The organism is Acinetobacter sp. TTH0-4 (genome assembly GCF_015602665.1).
In the GTDB taxonomy this organism is placed as follows: domain Bacteria; phylum Pseudomonadota; class Gammaproteobacteria; order Pseudomonadales; family Moraxellaceae; genus Acinetobacter; species Acinetobacter albensis.
Genome location: NZ_CP059079.1, coordinates 1,193,892 through 1,209,262 on the forward strand (window position 1 = coordinate 1,193,892; position 15,371 = coordinate 1,209,262).

At 36.0% G+C, this 15,371-nt stretch carries 14 protein-coding genes, 1 tRNA gene, 4 pseudogenes and 2 other annotated features; of the genes and pseudogenes, 7 read left to right on the forward strand and 12 right to left on the reverse strand.

All coding sequences use genetic code 11. The features are described 5' to 3' along the window. Nucleotides 1–85: 85 nt before the first annotated feature. Both H0S58_RS05515 and H0S58_RS05520 read right to left on the reverse strand, forming a co-directional pair. Nucleotides 86–736, reverse strand: coding sequence for an HAD-IB family hydrolase (locus H0S58_RS05515; protein ID WP_053578125.1), 651 nt, complete (start codon nucleotides 734–736; stop codon nucleotides 86–88). After that, on the reverse strand, nucleotides 703–1,911 hold the full coding sequence (locus H0S58_RS05520) for a DUF1615 family protein (protein ID WP_053578124.1): 1,209 nt from the start codon (nucleotides 1,909–1,911) through the stop codon (nucleotides 703–705). Before H0S58_RS05520 ends, H0S58_RS05515 begins: the two co-directional genes overlap by 34 nt. Before the next feature lie 764 nt (nucleotides 1,912–2,675). Between H0S58_RS05520 and H0S58_RS05525 the strand changes: the two are divergent. From H0S58_RS05525 to H0S58_RS05535, 3 genes and pseudogenes are all read left to right on the forward strand, one after another. After that, nucleotides 2,676–2,882 (forward strand): annotated as a pseudogene (locus tag H0S58_RS05525) (hypothetical protein). A 64-nt stretch (nucleotides 2,883–2,946) separates the two neighbouring features. Next, a tRNA-Met gene (locus H0S58_RS05530) sits at nucleotides 2,947–3,023 on the forward strand. A gap of 92 nt (nucleotides 3,024–3,115) precedes the next feature. Beyond that, nucleotides 3,116–4,148, forward strand: a pseudogene (locus H0S58_RS05535) (IS3 family transposase); the annotation flags it as partial. After that, nucleotides 3,391–3,507, forward strand: a sequence feature (AL1L pseudoknot). Its footprint overlaps the pseudogene before it by 117 nt. A gap of 40 nt (nucleotides 4,149–4,188) precedes the next feature. On the opposite strand, the pseudogene H0S58_RS05540 reads toward H0S58_RS05535, so the two are convergent. The 5 genes and pseudogenes from H0S58_RS05540 to tusD form a co-directional block, all read right to left on the reverse strand. Next, a pseudogene (locus H0S58_RS05540) lies at nucleotides 4,189–5,422 on the reverse strand (IS3 family transposase). Beyond that, nucleotides 5,031–5,147 (reverse strand) — a sequence feature (AL1L pseudoknot). Its footprint overlaps the pseudogene before it by 117 nt. 69 nt (nucleotides 5,423–5,491) lie before the next feature. Continuing rightward, a complete protein-coding gene (locus H0S58_RS05545; RefSeq protein ID WP_195727376.1) occupies nucleotides 5,492–5,803 on the reverse strand; it encodes a TusE/DsrC/DsvC family sulfur relay protein in 312 nt (103 codons plus the stop codon). Nucleotides 5,804–5,816: 13 nt separating this feature from the next. After that, on the reverse strand, nucleotides 5,817–6,101 hold the full coding sequence (locus H0S58_RS05550) for a DsrH/TusB family sulfur metabolism protein (RefSeq protein ID WP_053577838.1): 285 nt from the start codon (nucleotides 6,099–6,101) through the stop codon (nucleotides 5,817–5,819). Between the two features lie 17 nt (nucleotides 6,102–6,118). Continuing rightward, nucleotides 6,119–6,469, reverse strand: a complete 351-nt coding sequence (locus H0S58_RS05555; RefSeq protein WP_195727377.1) for a hypothetical protein — start codon at nucleotides 6,467–6,469, stop codon at nucleotides 6,119–6,121. 43 nt (nucleotides 6,470–6,512) lie between these two features. Next, complete coding sequence (gene tusD / locus H0S58_RS05560) at nucleotides 6,513–6,881, reverse strand: sulfurtransferase complex subunit TusD (protein WP_092720738.1); 369 nt, start codon at nucleotides 6,879–6,881, stop codon at nucleotides 6,513–6,515. Nucleotides 6,882–7,074: 193 nt separating this feature from the next. On the opposite strand from tusD, the pseudogene H0S58_RS05565 reads away from it, so the two are divergent. Continuing rightward, nucleotides 7,075–7,379 (forward strand): annotated as a pseudogene (locus tag H0S58_RS05565) (hypothetical protein). 241 nt (nucleotides 7,380–7,620) lie between these two features. Here H0S58_RS05565 and H0S58_RS05575 read toward each other — a convergent pair. After that, nucleotides 7,621–8,256 carry a LysE family translocator gene (locus H0S58_RS05575; RefSeq protein WP_195727378.1) on the reverse strand — a complete coding sequence of 212 codons (636 nt, stop codon included), beginning with the start codon at nucleotides 8,254–8,256 and terminating at the stop codon, nucleotides 7,621–7,623. A gap of 130 nt (nucleotides 8,257–8,386) precedes the next feature. Here H0S58_RS05575 and H0S58_RS05580 point away from each other — a divergent pair, with 130 nt between their 5' ends. Further along, the gene (locus H0S58_RS05580; protein WP_195727379.1) at nucleotides 8,387–8,869 is read left to right on the forward strand and encodes an Lrp/AsnC family transcriptional regulator; all 483 of its coding nucleotides are present in this window, start codon (nucleotides 8,387–8,389) and stop codon (nucleotides 8,867–8,869) included. A gap of 84 nt (nucleotides 8,870–8,953) precedes the next feature. Here the strand turns inward: H0S58_RS05580 and H0S58_RS05585 are convergent, their stop codons facing one another. After that, nucleotides 8,954–9,370 (reverse strand): Imm44 family immunity protein, encoded by a 417-nt coding sequence (locus tag H0S58_RS05585; protein WP_227592261.1) that lies wholly within the window; start codon nucleotides 9,368–9,370, stop codon nucleotides 8,954–8,956. Between the two features lie 489 nt (nucleotides 9,371–9,859). Then, nucleotides 9,860–11,359, reverse strand: coding sequence for an MFS transporter (locus tag H0S58_RS05590; RefSeq protein WP_195727381.1), 1,500 nt, complete (start codon nucleotides 11,357–11,359; stop codon nucleotides 9,860–9,862). A 100-nt stretch (nucleotides 11,360–11,459) separates the two neighbouring features. Here H0S58_RS05590 and H0S58_RS05595 point away from each other — a divergent pair, with 100 nt between their 5' ends. Continuing rightward, nucleotides 11,460–12,038 (forward strand): TetR family transcriptional regulator, encoded by a 579-nt coding sequence (locus H0S58_RS05595; protein WP_195727382.1) that lies wholly within the window; start codon nucleotides 11,460–11,462, stop codon nucleotides 12,036–12,038. 745 nt (nucleotides 12,039–12,783) lie between these two features. Here the strand turns inward: H0S58_RS05595 and H0S58_RS05600 are convergent. Together H0S58_RS05600 and H0S58_RS05605 are read right to left on the reverse strand one after the other, a co-directional pair. Continuing rightward, nucleotides 12,784–13,923 carry a catalase family protein gene (locus H0S58_RS05600; RefSeq protein WP_195727383.1) on the reverse strand — a complete coding sequence of 380 codons (1,140 nt, stop codon included), beginning with the start codon at nucleotides 13,921–13,923 and terminating at the stop codon, nucleotides 12,784–12,786. A gap of 64 nt (nucleotides 13,924–13,987) precedes the next feature. Further along, the gene (locus H0S58_RS05605) at nucleotides 13,988–14,167 is read right to left on the reverse strand and encodes a hypothetical protein (RefSeq protein WP_193894321.1); all 180 of its coding nucleotides are present in this window, start codon (nucleotides 14,165–14,167) and stop codon (nucleotides 13,988–13,990) included. A 141-nt stretch (nucleotides 14,168–14,308) separates the two neighbouring features. On the opposite strand from H0S58_RS05605, the gene H0S58_RS05610 reads away from it, so the two are divergent. After that, a complete protein-coding gene (locus H0S58_RS05610; protein WP_053577842.1) occupies nucleotides 14,309–15,316 on the forward strand; it encodes an SDR family NAD(P)-dependent oxidoreductase in 1,008 nt (335 codons plus the stop codon). The last annotated feature ends 55 nt before the right edge of the window (nucleotides 15,317–15,371 follow it).

Genomic DNA, 15,371 nt, shown 5'->3' on the forward strand with positions numbered 1-15,371 from the left:
ATCGCTTTGAATAGCCGTTATCCTTATTTAAATAGGCATTCATGTTTCTATCTTTAGCAAAGCGTAAACATTGTAAATAGAAGTATTAAATTGCAATTTGAATATTTGGAGAGAGTGGTGGAAGTGTTTTATTAACGCCCATCATATAAGGATAATCGGCAAGTGCAAGCATTTCATGATCTTCAACGCTATTGCCATAGGCGTAAATTACAGCATAATCATCCAAATTGTATTGGTCTAAAATACGCTGTTTTTTTTGTTCAGAACTACAATCTGGAGTGGTGTATTGTCCTGTGTAAAGCTGATTGATTTTTTCGGTTTCAGTACAAATCAAATCAATTTCTAATAACTCACAAACTGATTTTAAATAAACATCAATTGATGCTGAAACCAGTACTACATCATCACCTAAAGCTTGATGCTGTTTTAATTGTTTCAATAGTGCAGGATTTAATTGCGACATCAAACTACTGGCATATTGTTGTGCAAGTTGTTGAAGTTGTAAAGCATCCGCATTGCTAAACATGGCACGAAATAATTTAGAACGCATTGCATGCGCAGGATAAGCTTTCAAATAATAAGCCTGTATCCACGGTAAAATTTTAATCGTTTTTTTGACAATATGACGTTTCGAGAGCGCATGAAAAATAAAACCTGTGAAACTATCCTTGCTACACAGAGTTCCATCAAAATCGAAGAGCGCTAGATTTTTATTCTTTTTGCTCGTTGCATACATGATTGATATCTTCCATTTACCCGTGTTGCAAACCAGTTGGTGTTATAGTCGCGGCTGAGTTTAGGTCCCGAAATGACGACTTCAGGCATCATAGCATAAATTGGCTCTTTACCTGTTTTCTCTTGATAGAGTTTAGCTACAGCACGGTAGGTGGCTGTATCTTCAAATTTTTTCTCTTTTTCTTTTTTTAAGTCGGTACGAATTTGTCTTGGTGTAACCAAAATATTATGACTGGCAAATACACTAATCAGTTCACGTTCAGATTGGCTGCTGGCAGAACGAATAGAACCTTCTTTGTTATAGAGTAATAAGTCACCATCTAAATCCAGTTCAGCCACTGTTAAATCATTCAACATACTTTGAAAAGCCGCATTACGACTAGAGTACATACCCGAATTATAATCGGCAAAACGATAAATCGCTTTATCATATTCGGCTGAGTACATCATTAAACGATGAATACCATAATATAAGCCACCATACTGGCTATACAAATCGGTACGTAACTCAGCAATATTGCCACCTTGACGTTTATGTTCTTTAGCATAGCCAATATGGACTTGCATTGAACCTAAAGTAGTGACTGGATTCAATTTTTCAGCCAGATCTTGTCCCACCATTTTGGCAGCACCTGTCAGCACACTGACATGGTAATGTTTAGACATATAGTCAAAAATTTCACGGTAGAGTTCATCCAGTTGACGCTCTGTTTTAACGCGGCGCATCTGACTTAAATAATTATCTGCGGGACTTGGTTGATTTTTTAAAACATCTTGAAAGTATCCTGCAACTGTGCCGCCAATTGCATCACCTAATTTATCTTTAAATTTTTCGTCTAAGCGATCTTGAACTTCTTTAACTGCCTTTTCACCTAAGCCTGCTACTTGAGGGTCAGCAATAAAATTAGATTCTTGGTCAACCACAGCGACAATACTGCAAATATTTTCTTTACTCTGAGGAATGCCCAATTGTTCGGTAATATCAAAAATATCATCTGCCCAAGCGCTACGATCATTCACGCGCGGTGGAAGAATACGCTTAATCTGGTCTGATTCTAGTGTCGGCTCATTATTTTTTGACCACCAAGAACGATCTCCGCAAGCCACTAGACTTAGAGATAAAACCAGTATACTCAATGGTTTAAAATACGATGTAATAACAAGTCTGTTCTTCATAGCGACGAAAAAATATTCCAAGAGGATAAGCCAAAACCGCAGATGCAGTATACTATGTTGCTCAAAAAAGTGATGAATTTATATGTATATTGCTCGGTATCAAATGTCAAATAAATTAGCCGATACTCATTGATATAACATAATCGAAAAAATGTAGTGAATAAAGAGGGTGACTACAGGTTAATCCTGTAAAGGCAATATTGGATATTGAGATAGCAGTCGACGCAGTGTAATTAAATTGCTGCGTTAAATAAGAGATTCATCGAAAGTTGGGCTTTTTATAACGCTCGTCTTTATTCGCGTTGTTATTTAACTGGAATTAACCCCACCAGATTCATATAACAACCAAAACTCGGTCAGGGTTCGGGTTAGAACTACAATTTTATAGTTTAAGTATTCTCCTTAGTTTTGTTTAATTGAATATTAAGTAAATCGAGCAGACTATGAAAATGGTTAGTTTAAGCCTTTTGGGGATCTTGTTTACCGGGTGCAATAGTAGTGCGGTTGAAACACCACAACACACAAGCGCATGTAAAAGTTATTACGCTATGAGGTCTGCTCCGATTGCGCCACATGCATTAGAGGATCTTAGCCTGAAGTGTCAGGAATCAAATCAGATTAAATAAACTATATGAATAGTATTAAGGCCCAGTCGTGTGATTGGGCTTTTTTAACACTTACACTTTATAAAATAAAAGTATGATTTTTTAGGCTTGAGTTCAATCCAAATGCCAAATATTCATTTAAAAAAACTAGATAAACTCATGGATGATGTGGTTTCGAAAAAATCCAATAACTGAAAAATATTAATAGGTTATAAGGTATATGGTGAACTAATGAAAGATCGCACATTCTTTGAAAAAGTGGTTGGTTCAGCTATGGAACCGAGTAAGCGAAAATATAAGAATATTAAAATTAAAGTCACTCAGGATGATAATCAGCTGTGTGAACTTACTAAAGTCATGCAGTAAGTGGTTATTTTATAAATAAAGTTTGCTTTATTACTCCCTAGAGCGTATAAAGCTAACTCGTTGATGCGGGATGGAGCAGTCTGGTAGCTCGTCGGGCTCATAACCCGAAGGTCGTTGGTTCAAATCCAGCTCCCGCTACCAACGAAAAAAATTCAAAGTTTATATACTCACCTTCCAATAAGGTGAACCGTACCGGGTTTGTCGGAGAGTCAATATTCTGAGAGACTATCCCGATGACAAAATTAAAATATACCCCTGAAATCAGAGAAAGAGCGGTTCAATTATTGATTGAATCTGAAAAAGATTATCCATCGAATTGGGCTGCAATCACAGCAATTGCACCTAAGATTGGCTGTATTCCTGAAACACTACGTTCCTGGCATCAGAAGTATTTGAATCAACAGAATCCAATCAAAGTACAGCAGCTTTCAGACCAAGAACGCATTAAACAACTTGAACGCGAAAATAAAGAACTGCAACGCGCCAATGAGATTCTACGTAAAGCAGCCGCTTTTTTCGCCCAGGCGGAGCTCGACCGCCCACACAAATAATGGTGGATTTTATCCATAATAATAAAGAGCTGTACGGAGTCGAGGCGATTTGTAGAATTTTACCGATCGCACCTTCAACCTATTACCGGACTCTAGATCTCTGCGATGAGAAGCATTGCTTCGCAAGGGAACATCGAGCAAAGCGAGATTTACATGACTTGCATCATGCTGAGGAGATTAAGCGAATTTGGAAAGAAAGTTCAGGTCGATACGGTGTGCGTAAGGTCTGGCAACAACTGAAACGTGAAGGCTATATTATTGCACGCTGTACAGTTGCTCGATTGATGTAAAAACTAGGTATACAAGGTGTTTGGCGTGGTAAGAATAAACAAACTACCCGTAGCCGAGATGATCAAAAACGAGCAGATGACTTGGTGAAACGCAATTTTAGTGCTGATCGACCTGACCCTTGCGAAGCAGTGCTTCTCAGGTCAGTGACTTTACGTATATTCAAACAAATTCAGGCTGGGTCTATACCGCCTTTATTATTGATGTGTTCTCACGAGCCATTGTTGGATGGAAAGTATCTACACGAATGAATACAGATATGGTGCTCGATGCATTAGAGCAAGCATTGCATGATCGAGGCATGCCAAAGAACGTGATTCATCATAGTGACAGAGGCGTGCAATATCTTTCCATTCGTTATACCAATCGTTTAGAAGCAGCAAATTTACGAGCATCAGTCGGTACGACCGGTGATTCATACGATAATGTGAACCGTACCGGGTTTGTCGGAGACTTTTTTATTTAAGTTAGGCCACCTGACCTAACGGGTTAATCTTATCATAGTACATTGCTTCAAACTCAAAAGGCGATACATAACCCAGTGCACTGTGTACACGCTTTTTATTGAACCAATCTACCCAGTTTAGTGTCGCAAGTTGTACATCTGCTAAACCTTGCCAATCTGCTTTTAGATATTCAATCACCTCTGTTTTGTATAAGCCATTCATCGTTTCAGCCAAAGCATTATCGTATGAATCACCAGTCGTACCGACTGATGCTCGTAAATTTGCTGCTTCTAAACGATTGGTATAGCGAATGGAAAGATATTGCACACCTCTGTCACTATGATGAATCACGTTCTTTGGCATGCCTCGATCATGCAATGCTTGCTCCAGTGCATCGAGCACCATGTTTGTATTCATACGTGTTGATACTTTCCATCCAACAATGGCTCGTGAGAACACATCAATAATAAAGGCGGTATAGACCCAGCCTGAATTTGTTTGAATATACGTGAAGTCACTGACCTGAGAAGCACTGCTTCGCAAGGGTCAGGCTGATCAGCACTAAAATTGCGTTTCACCAAGTCATCTGCTCGTTTTTGATCATCTCGGCTACGGGTAGTTTGTTTATTCTTACCACGCCAAACACCTTGTATACCTAGTTTTTGCATCAATCGAGCAACTGTACAGCGCGCAATAATATAGCCTTCACGTTTCAGTTTTTGCCAAACTTTACGTACACCATATCGACCTGAACTTTCCTTCCAAATTCGTTTAATTTGTTCAGCATGATGCAAGTCATGTAAATCTCGTTTCGCTCGATGTTCTGGATTGTCCGCGAGATCTAAAGTCCGGTAATAGGTTGAAGGTGCGATCGGTAAAATTCTACAAATCGCCTCGACTCCGTACAGCTCTTTATTATTATGGATAAAATCCACCATTATTTGTGTGGGCGGTCGAGCTCCGCCTGGGCGAAAAAAGCTGCTGCTTTGCGTAAAATTTCATTGGCATGCTTTAATTCTTTGATTTCACGTTCCATTTGCTTCATTTTTTCTTGATCAGATATCTGTTGTACTTTGACAGGATTTTGTTGATCTAAATATTTCTGATACCAAATACGAAGTGTTTCAGGCGTACAACCAATCTTAGGTGCAATAGCTGTGATTGCGGCCCAATTCGATGGATAATCTTTTTCGGATTCAATCAATAATTGAACCGCTCTTTCTCTGATTTCAGGGGTATATTTTAATTTTGTCATCGGGATAGTCTCTCAGAATATTGACTCTCCGACAAACCCGGTACGGTTCATGGCATGTTAAAAATAAATTTACAAGCAGTTCGGTGGTTTAGGAATGCCCGCTAAGCGACTTAAATGACGTGCGACTAACCCTGTCTTAAACTGTTCTTGTAATACGGCGTTGTTAATATCTGAGCTGACAGTTTTCATCAAAAACTTAATTAATGGCCGTGTTGCAGGCGAGTGTCCAAACTGATGATAAAACTGGCGCACGGCTTGTAATATTTGAAAGTGCCAAGGCGTTAATTCTAAATCGAGCTTCCTTGCCAATTCTTGTGCAACGTTTTCATTCCAGATGGTGTAATCGACTAAATGACCATCTTGATCGAGATCTAAGTTCATGATTATACTCAAATTAAGCTAAACGGATACAACGGCTATAGGCTAGACACAGATCTGCAAATTGCTCATAAGAAATCACGATTGCATTTTCTAAGATTTGACTGGCTAAAATTTCTGCATCACGATCTAATATGTAAAACTGATTCAATTGTTGAATAAACGTATGTTGAAAATGTAAAACCGATTCACCCATTAAAATGACACGATCTTCTGAGCTATACGTTTGTGCTAATTTTGACAAAGCAGAAGGGGTAGCAGAATAACTACTTTGAATCAGATATAAACTTTTATTCGACATGCGATTTTACTCTTTTTTTACCAGTACAGAACAAAATCAAAATTTTGGATCAATTGACTATTCAATTCAACAAATTCAATTTCTTGCTCGGTATGCTCTACAAAATATGATGCCCGATGTTTATTTTCTATCAAAATTGGGGTCAGATCATAAAATTCAAAACTGTCAATCATATTTGAAGCAAGCTTGAATGCGTGTTTAAACTGATCGAATTGAAGGTTCGAATTTAGCAAACTTAAAGCAGCATCCTGTAATAAGACTTTGACTTCACAACCGAAAGTTGCCAATACCATGGTCGCAGCTAAACTTTCATGAACTTGTAAATTGGCGAGATTCGCTTGAGTTAAAATAACGAGTACGGTTTTCACACAATTTACCTTTTAAAAGCAAAAAATTCCGAAAAATAATATCTTAGAATTGAATTAGACGTTGTGTTGATTGTATGGCATCGGCAAGTTCGCCGAGCCCAACCAGTTCAAAACCTGATGCTAGATTGTATTGACTAATCTGATGGCGCTGGGCATTTTCTTCATCACTAATTCCACGGGATAATGCAGCACTCACGCAAACGGGTAAGCGAATCGCAAGTGTTAGCCATTCATTCATTAAATGACATTGGTCATCCGGAACCCATTGTAAATTGTTGGCAACAGAAACGCCGTCTTGATAGAAAAACACACGGAAATCTTGCTTTTTAGCGTGTAAGGCGCGTGCTAATCCAAGTGCATGCCAAGCATAAATAGAGGTGGGGGCGGAAGTAATTAGTAATAAAGTGCTCATTGCAATTCACTTGAGGAATGACCAATCCAATGTTGATGCATCCAGACGTCATAATAAAAAGGTAGTATACAATAATTTTAGGTGGTAGCTAAAGAATTTGGAACCAAATATTAAAATTATTATAGAAATATTTGTTTAAAAATAATGAGTTATTAGTTTTTTGAAATTTAAAAACTATTGATACCTTTCTTTTATCTACCTTGGCCAACTTGCTCATACAAATTATTTGGCAATAAAGCTCAATGAATCGGAAGCCAAATGTACAGTTAAAATCCAAGTAATTGAACGAAAGTGATGAAAAGCTTTGGCTGAAAAACAGAATGTCATTAATCAAGTGAATGCAGATTATGATCAAGTTAAATCTGAACAAAGAACCAAAGTTGAAACAGTTATAAGTGAGGTGCAAAAAATTATTGATCGTTCTGTCTATAACAACGTGTATCTTGAGATGATGGGATTTCAGCAATTAATTCACTTATCAGCAGTGATTCCAGCTAATCTTTTTGTGCTTTGTCCAAATCTTCAAAAAATGGAATTAGGTCAAGGTAAAACTGTATTCTTATGTGGGCAGTGGATACTGTGGCGAAATATAATGCTTGTAAGGCATGTCATGGCGCAATTGTGAAGGCCCCCAAGTGAGGGCTGCATTCCCATTCGATTTCAATAAAAGTTAATGTCACAGTTTGTGTACAGTGTGTGAATCAATGCATTTAAATGAGGGTTTTTTCTTATAAAGCCATCAAGTTAAATATGGTGTAAATTCTCTATACATCATGCTTAAAGCTAACACGCACATCATTAGAGATAAACCTTTAAGCAAAGCACTCTGTATTTTTAAATTATGTAGAATTTTTTTTAGACTCCAAGAAAAAAACACATAAAAACAACCAATAACAGCCAAAGTTAAAACGGTTATTACGATTATAAAGAATGTTTGTTCTTTCAGGCTATATGCTCCAAAAATTGCAGGAACAAGTGCTAGATAAAATGAAATAGTTTTAGGATTACTCAGGGTGATAAACAATCCATCTCTATATGAAAAAAGTGTTTCTTCAAGGGTGTTTTTATTTTGTATTTGCAGTAAATCTCCTTTAAAAGACCAAAAGCTATAAGCTAAATACAATAAATATATGCTGGATAGCATCACCAAATAAAAAGAAAAATTTGGAATTAGTTTTGTCAGTGAAGAAACTAAAAAAATAGAAATAAGTAAAAAAATGATATCACCTGTGATAAGTCCAAAGAGCATCATTACGCCATGTTTATAGCCATGTGTAAGTGTTTTAAACATTAGTCCTGTCATTCCCGGACCAGGCAAAATCGCAGCTAAAGCTAGAGTAAAAATATATGTGGTGAATTGTGTAAGATAGTCCATACAAGAATAGATCAAGGGAAAAGTTACACATATTTTTCGTTAAAAACAAAGATTAAAATGATCTATTTATTCCATAAAAAACTTAAAAAAGGGTATAGAATTACTTTTTTGGTTAATTACTTGAGTATTCATGCCTAAAAATAAAAAAATTGATAAAACGGATGTAAAGATTTTGGAGTTACTGCAGAAAGACTCACGTATTACAACAGCTGAATTATCTGAGCAATTGAGCTTATCGACCTCTCCTTGTTGGCGTAGAGTCAAACAGCTTGAAGATACAGGTATTATTCAAGGATATGGAGTATTGCTTGACCGTAAAAAAATAGATTTAGGCGTAATGGTATTTGTACGAGTGTCTATAGATAGTCATAGCGAGAAAGAAGCAAAAAAATTTGAAGAAGAAGTAATGGCTTTAGATTATGTGGTTGCATGTTACAGCATTGGAGGGGATGCAGATTTCTTACTCCATGTTGTATCACCAGATCTTGATACTTATGCTGAATTTTCAATGTCGACGATTAGAAGACTACCTGGGATAAAAGAAATGCAAAGTATGTTTGCTTTAAAAGAAATAAAGCCCTTTGCAGGCTTTCCAGTTAATATTTATCCATAAAATATTTATTTAGGTTAAATTTTCTAAAATTAACATAATACACCTTATGTTAAGGGCTTGATTCATGGGTCTTTGCCATCTGAGTTATGAATCAATTTTTGCAATATCTACAACATCATTTTTTAGTCTATCAAGTTCTTCATAGACTTTTTGATCAAGTTTAGGTCTAACCTTTTCAAATTTAATTTTTAACAAGTCTAAACTTCTGAGCATCATCTCAAAAATAAGTTTTTTGCGTCCCAGATCATCGGTAGACTTAAATTCCTCGTAATTTATTTTTAAACGAAAATCCATAGTCTTTTTTTTAAATGAATACATGACTCGTTCTTCGAAGCCTTTTGGACCCATCATTATCGTAATACAATTCCAACTATCTAAAGGTATATCGTAAGACTTATGCTCAAGTTTATGATTAAGAAGCTCTCTAACATAGTTACGAGCAACATTTAATTGTGTTAATTGTTCTTCATTTAATACTGCTTTACTTGATTCACTACTCATCCATACCTTCATAGAAAATCCTTAATAGTCTAATTTTTTATAATAAAAAAGCCCGACATCCTGTTGGGCTTTTTTACATATTTGATGCTTTCGGTATAACTCCTGTCGTACCTGCATTCTCCGTTGCTGTTTATTCTTATTTTTATTTGGAGCATCCTGCTCTTTATGTCTCCATGATAGGAGGTTGGGGCGAAGTCGTATAGCCGCAAAATCCCTAAATCTCTGTACGCTTTTGCGTACATAATTGAGTAAAAATTATCCCTGTTTTATCCGCAGAAATTGGGGATAATTTAAGATCTCGGTGCGTTGATAACATAGATAAAAACCTCAATTAGATTAAAAAATAATCAATATTATTGGCAGAGATACCAGTGTTGATTAAAAAAAGCCGACTTGTGACTAAGTCGGCTTTTTGCGGTTTTCAGGTCAGTTAATTTTTTAACTATATAAAAAGCTATTTAAAGTGCATTTCATATCAGCACCATTCTGTTAAATGGATAGTGTTTTGGGAGAAGTTTCCCTCCAAAAGATCCAGATAAAGATAGCAAGAAACAAAAGTATTAAACTTGAAAAGATTAAGACAGAGCTATGAGCCATAACAAAAGCAGAGTTGGCTGATTTCATGATGATATCCGCACTTTCTGGCGATAGGCTAGGAAGGGCTTGATAAGTTTCGCCTATGGAACTTTCAACTGTTTTCAGTTGATCATTACTAAAAAAACGATAAAAATCAACATTTCTTGTGTAGAAGAAAGATGCCATTAATCCGAAGATTGTTACACCCAAACCTGTTCCTAACTCATAGGACATTCCTTCAATAGCACCCGCAGATGATGCTTGGTCAATAGGTGCTCCTGATAAAATTGCTGATGTCGCGGCTAAAAAGGCACATAAAATACTTAGCCCTAATAAGATCATATAAAAAGATGCAAATAAATATTCAGTTTCAAAATTAACAACTGATAAAAAATACATAGAGACAGAACTCAGTATTAAGCTAACCACTGCAACTTTTTTAGCTCCAAACTTATTTAGAAGGGGTGTACTAATCACGCCACCCACACTGACTGCAATCATAAACGGTAAAATATAGAGACCCGCTTCTAATGGGCTAAATTGATACACGTATTGTAGTTTTTGGGAAATAAGTAATTCAAATCCTACCAGCGCAATCATAGCCACAACTGAAATTGTGAAACCATATTTCACAGGTTTCGATGTGAATAGCTTAAGATCAAATAGTGGTTGATTACTTTTAATCTGGCTTTTTACAAATAAAAAACCGAGTACAACCCCTATAAACCCAAGAAGAATGAATTGAGGATCAAATTCTTTTAAGCCGGATTTTAAACTGTAAATGACTAAAAGAATGGCCGCTATAAGTATTAACGCATCTAATATATTTAATTTTTTTTCATGAATAAAATTTTGTTTAGGTAGATACTTTAAAATACATATACTTACAAGTATAACAATAGGAACATTAATCAAAAATACTGATCCCCAATAGAAGTATTCTAATAGTAACCCACCGACCAAAGGTCCGAAGGCGGCACCGGCTCCGCCAGCCATAACCCACAGTCCTAGAGCAAAGTTCCGTTCTTTTTCATCCATAAATGTATGGCGTAGACAAGCTAAAGTGGCAGGCATAATCATTGATGCACCCAAGGCCAATATAGCTCTTGCAAAAATTAAAAAATTGGCTGTAGGTGAGAATGCAGCTAGCACCGAGGCTATTCCGAAGATGATACTCCCCATCAGCATGAGTTTTCGGTAACCAACTTTATCGCCCAAAGCACCCATTACTAAAATAAGCCCAGCCATCAACAATGGATAGATATCGATAATCCATAAGAGTTGTGATGTGCTTGCTTTTAACTCTTGGCTTAATGTGGGTACAGCAATATGAAGGACAGTTGCATCAATAGCGACAGGCAGATAAAGCCCAACGACAATGGCTAAAATGAGCCATTTGGGATATGAAAACATAAAAATAGTATAAATTGAACAGATGTTCAATTTATACTATTTTTTGATTTTTTACGCAACTTGTATATGCTGATGATGTTGTAAATAACTGTATTAAAAAATGAGCTACTTAAGTAAAACGGAACGAAAAAAACAGATCTTAGATGCTGCTATGACAATCGCATTAGATGACGGTTTGAATACATTGACAGTACGTAATTTAGCTCAACGAGCTTCTTTATCTGTAGGGCTTATTCATCATCACTTTAAAACTATTCAAGAATTAAAGTGTGAAGTATTTATGCAGCTCATTTATAAAAATTTAGATATCAGCGAAATAGATGATAATTTAAGTTTAACGGGAAAAATACTTTTGGCTCTAGGTTTTACTAAATCAGAAGATGAATTACCTTACGTTCGATTGTGGAATGATGCTGAACAAAATAGTCATATTAGTCCTGAATTTAATAGAGTCTTTCTAGTAGCAATTGAAGAATGGCAGAAGTCTGTAAAAAAAATATTGGAATCGGCATCATTAAAGAATCATCAAGAAAACCTTGACGATATAGCTTGGCAATTTATAGGTCTAACTTTAGGATTAGAAGGGCTAGCAAAGTTTCATTCCCATTTATTTACTTATGAATATATGACTCAATTAGTAACTCATTTAATCGAAAATAAAATCAATCAAAAAATTTAGTTTTTCTAAAATTAGCATAATACACCTTATGCGAAATTCTCTATTTATTTTTAAATAAATCATTGGTTTAACTGTTTCATAGAAGCCCGATCAAGCTGGATTGGGTTTTTTATGTGAAATATAGAGTTCCACGCATAATATTTTTAATAAAACTACGGTATAAAATTATGACCTCAAAAAAATTCAATATCGTTAATGCCGTATGAGTAGTATTCGGTATAGCAGCTTTTATTTATTTTCAGCAAGCCATGAAAGTAGACCATTTTGCCGGTTAGAGCAGGGCACAGAACAATTTAACGGTTCAGGACAATAACTTGAAATCAGCAGTTCAGTGTGCTGATGATCCTGAAATTAATGTTAATAAAGATTTTTTAGAAGGGCGTAAAACATATTTTAAGTATAAAAAATATGATCTTAAATAATACTGCTTAAATGCTAATATATGGATCTGTGTGAAAAGCGTGTAAATAGGCCTTGTAAATAAAGTTACGCAGATTTTAATTGCTATACATTTATTATAAAAATACCAATAAAGATTTAATTAGAGCCAAAACTAAAATTGATCCGCTAATTACTGATGTTGAGGTTGATTATCGGTTCTAATCTATCATTGAGTATTTTACAAATAGATAAAAAACCGCCTTTGGGTGGTTTTTTATATCAGGCACAAAACGAGAGAATTTGCTTTCGTTTTAATTGCAGTTTGCACGATCTGGTTTGACTCATAACTTCACGTATGTAGATCTTAATGTGGTTCTGATCTGTGAGTAGAATTCAGATCATGTCTAACTTGACTAATACGATCATAAATCACTTTTCGCATGCGGTTTATGACTCCAAGTGGTTTATGTTCAGGTCGTGTATGCCACGGTGTAAAGGAAAGGTTTTCACAAAACCTATTTTGTTCAGGCGTATCGAAAACTTGTTGAGGAATGCGGATGGTTGCTACCTTGTAAAAAGGAGCTTGGCTTTCCTTCCATTCCGTCATAGAGTCCTCGACTGACATGGTATTTGATGTTCGAGGCTGTATTAAAAACTCCATACATGCATCGCCATTTTGCAGACTATTTCGTAGCGTATCTCTCAGAAAATCATGAGTTGGTTGTGCTGGCATAGGGTCTGTTATTGTTGAGCAAGCTCTAGCAGAATATTTTACCGCTTTACGGTCAGAACCTAGTCCTAATTGATAGGGAACCATGGACCAATATCGAGTTTGCAGCGGATTTGAAATTTTATTTCTAGAATTTAAGGCAATCCAAGTTCCTTTAGCCCCTAATGCAAAAGGAATATGGAGTTTTTTAAGAAATCTATCACTATTTATATCCTGCATAAATGACATATAGCGAGCTGGATCATTAACAAAAAAGACAGGATGATTAATCATAATAAAATCTTGCGTAGATGCTGCATCATCTAAAAGATTATTTCCCGGCACCGCCAAAAGTTTGATCGCCATGCCCCGAGCATCTCTTTTAATATCGGCCTGTTTTGCATCACTAGATCCATTAGAAAAACGAATCCAGGCTTGGTATGTTTTGCCGGGAATAAAGATGCCTTGAGCCATATTTTTGGGGAGCGCTTCATCTATCTTAAATTCTGCGCGTACACAGCCATGTGCTTTGGGGTGTGCATCACGTAATGCGAGTCCTGTGGAATAGTCTTTCCGGATCGACATTTCAATGATGTCAGCAATTTTTTCAGCTGTTTTTGCCTCATTAGGATAAAAATTTTCACTTAAATCCCGATCAATATTCGGATAAACACTACTTTGGGGAGTACTAACGGCTATAGGCGAAGTATTGGCATGTGCAGCAGTACAAATACTGATCATTATGATGGGGTGGAAAAGTAGACCCCAATATACAGATTTTATGAAGTTCGGCATTAATTGTCTCCTTGCTATAAAGCTGGAATCATTTTTAATTTATAGCCTGATAGTTCTAAATTCTTTACCCTTCAGTAATGCACAAGGTAATGATAATGTCTGTCGTATTTTTATGCTTTTCAGCTATCAACATATTTGCCCAATCTTGCGCAGGATAAGGTGGGATATTTTTTGTAGTAAACAAAATACAGTTAATAACAATAACTGCAACAGATGCAAAATTCGAAACCTGTAATATGATCATATAATGCTCTTGCAGATTAGCCGAATCAAGAGAATTTTTGAGTCGGTTTTTGCTTATGGTCACTGTGAATAAGTTGGCAAGAACACCAAAATTACACCAATAATATATAAGATACTGATTATAATAAGGAGTATCTAAACAATGATTTTAGTGACTGGTGGTTTAGGCTTTATAGGTTCACACATTGCTTTAAGTCTGATGGCGCATGGGCAAGAAGTCATTATTGTGGATAATTTATCCAATGCAAATTTACAAACCTTAGAACGATTAGAATATATTTCAGGCCGTTATGTGCCTTTTGTCAAAATTGATATTCGAAATACGCCTGCATTAAATAAAGTTTTTGAACAATATTCTGTAGAAGCGGTCATTCATACTGCTGGCTTTAAATCAATTGAAGAGTCTGCTTTAAAACCACTGGAATATTATAATGATAATGTCAGTTGCATTATGAGTTTACTCCGCGCTATGCAACGTACTGGTATACGAACACTGGTTCATTTATCCAGTTTAGCAGTCTATGGTAAGTCCAGTTTAAATCTTTTAGAAGAAATGCCATTTGATTATGCTTATCCAAATCCGTATATAAAATCACAGCAAATGATTGAAGAGATTATACGAGATACTGCTTTGACTGACAGTGAGTGGAAAATTGCAATTTTAAGATTAAGTAATATTGCCGGTGCTTTTGAACATGCAGTATTAGGTGAATTTGTTGCGCCTTTACCTAAAAATATTATTCCATTGGCCTTACAAGTGGCTGCTAAGCAACGAGATTATGTTGAGTTACGTCAACAGGCCCAAACCTCAGACAGTACAGCAGAACGAAGTTTCTTACATGTATTGGATTGTTGTGATGCTATTTTGGCTACGTTACATTGGTTAAGCGCTCAACAGCATGTATGTGAAGCCTTTAATATTTCAGGTTCTACAGTCTCTATTCGTGCTTTATTGGATGAAGTTAGCAAAGTGACACATACAGAAATTAATACTTTAGAAGCACATATCTATCCCGCTGCTGAACTCGATCAAATTGGCGCAACGTCAGAAAAAGCATTTAAAACCTTAAACTGGAAAGCCCAACGCAGCCTCAATAAAACGATTGAAGATGCATGGCGTTTTTACCAACACACATTAAATGGGAATTAAAAAATAAATTTAAAATTGTAAATAATAACCATTTGCAATTGATTCTAATTTCATT

Excerpts from the sequence above, each read along its gene's own strand:
- H0S58_RS05515 (WP_053578125.1), bottom strand. The coding sequence starts at position 736 with ATGTATGCAACGAGCAAAAAGAATAAAAATCTAGCGCTCTTCGATTTT.
- H0S58_RS05520 (WP_053578124.1), bottom strand. The coding sequence starts at position 1,911 with ATGAAGAACAGACTTGTTATTACATCGTATTTTAAACCATTGAGTATA.
- H0S58_RS05545 (WP_195727376.1), bottom strand. The coding sequence starts at position 5,803 with ATGAACTTAGATCTCGATCAAGATGGTCATTTAGTCGATTACACCATC.
- H0S58_RS05550 (WP_053577838.1), bottom strand. The coding sequence starts at position 6,101 with ATGTCGAATAAAAGTTTATATCTGATTCAAAGTAGTTATTCTGCTACC.
- tusD (WP_092720738.1), bottom strand. The coding sequence starts at position 6,881 with ATGAGCACTTTATTACTAATTACTTCCGCCCCCACCTCTATTTATGCT.
- H0S58_RS05575 (WP_195727378.1), bottom strand. The coding sequence starts at position 8,256 with ATGGACTATCTTACACAATTCACCACATATATTTTTACTCTAGCTTTA.
- H0S58_RS05580 (WP_195727379.1), top strand. The coding sequence starts at position 8,387 with ATGCCTAAAAATAAAAAAATTGATAAAACGGATGTAAAGATTTTGGAG.
- H0S58_RS05585 (WP_227592261.1), bottom strand. The coding sequence starts at position 9,370 with ATGAGTAGTGAATCAAGTAAAGCAGTATTAAATGAAGAACAATTAACA.
- H0S58_RS05590 (WP_195727381.1), bottom strand. The coding sequence starts at position 11,359 with ATGTTTTCATATCCCAAATGGCTCATTTTAGCCATTGTCGTTGGGCTT.
- H0S58_RS05595 (WP_195727382.1), top strand. The coding sequence starts at position 11,460 with ATGAGCTACTTAAGTAAAACGGAACGAAAAAAACAGATCTTAGATGCT.
- H0S58_RS05600 (WP_195727383.1), bottom strand. The coding sequence starts at position 13,923 with ATGCCGAACTTCATAAAATCTGTATATTGGGGTCTACTTTTCCACCCC.
- H0S58_RS05605 (WP_193894321.1), bottom strand. The coding sequence starts at position 14,167 with ATGATCATATTACAGGTTTCGAATTTTGCATCTGTTGCAGTTATTGTT.
- H0S58_RS05610 (WP_053577842.1), top strand. The coding sequence starts at position 14,309 with ATGATTTTAGTGACTGGTGGTTTAGGCTTTATAGGTTCACACATTGCT.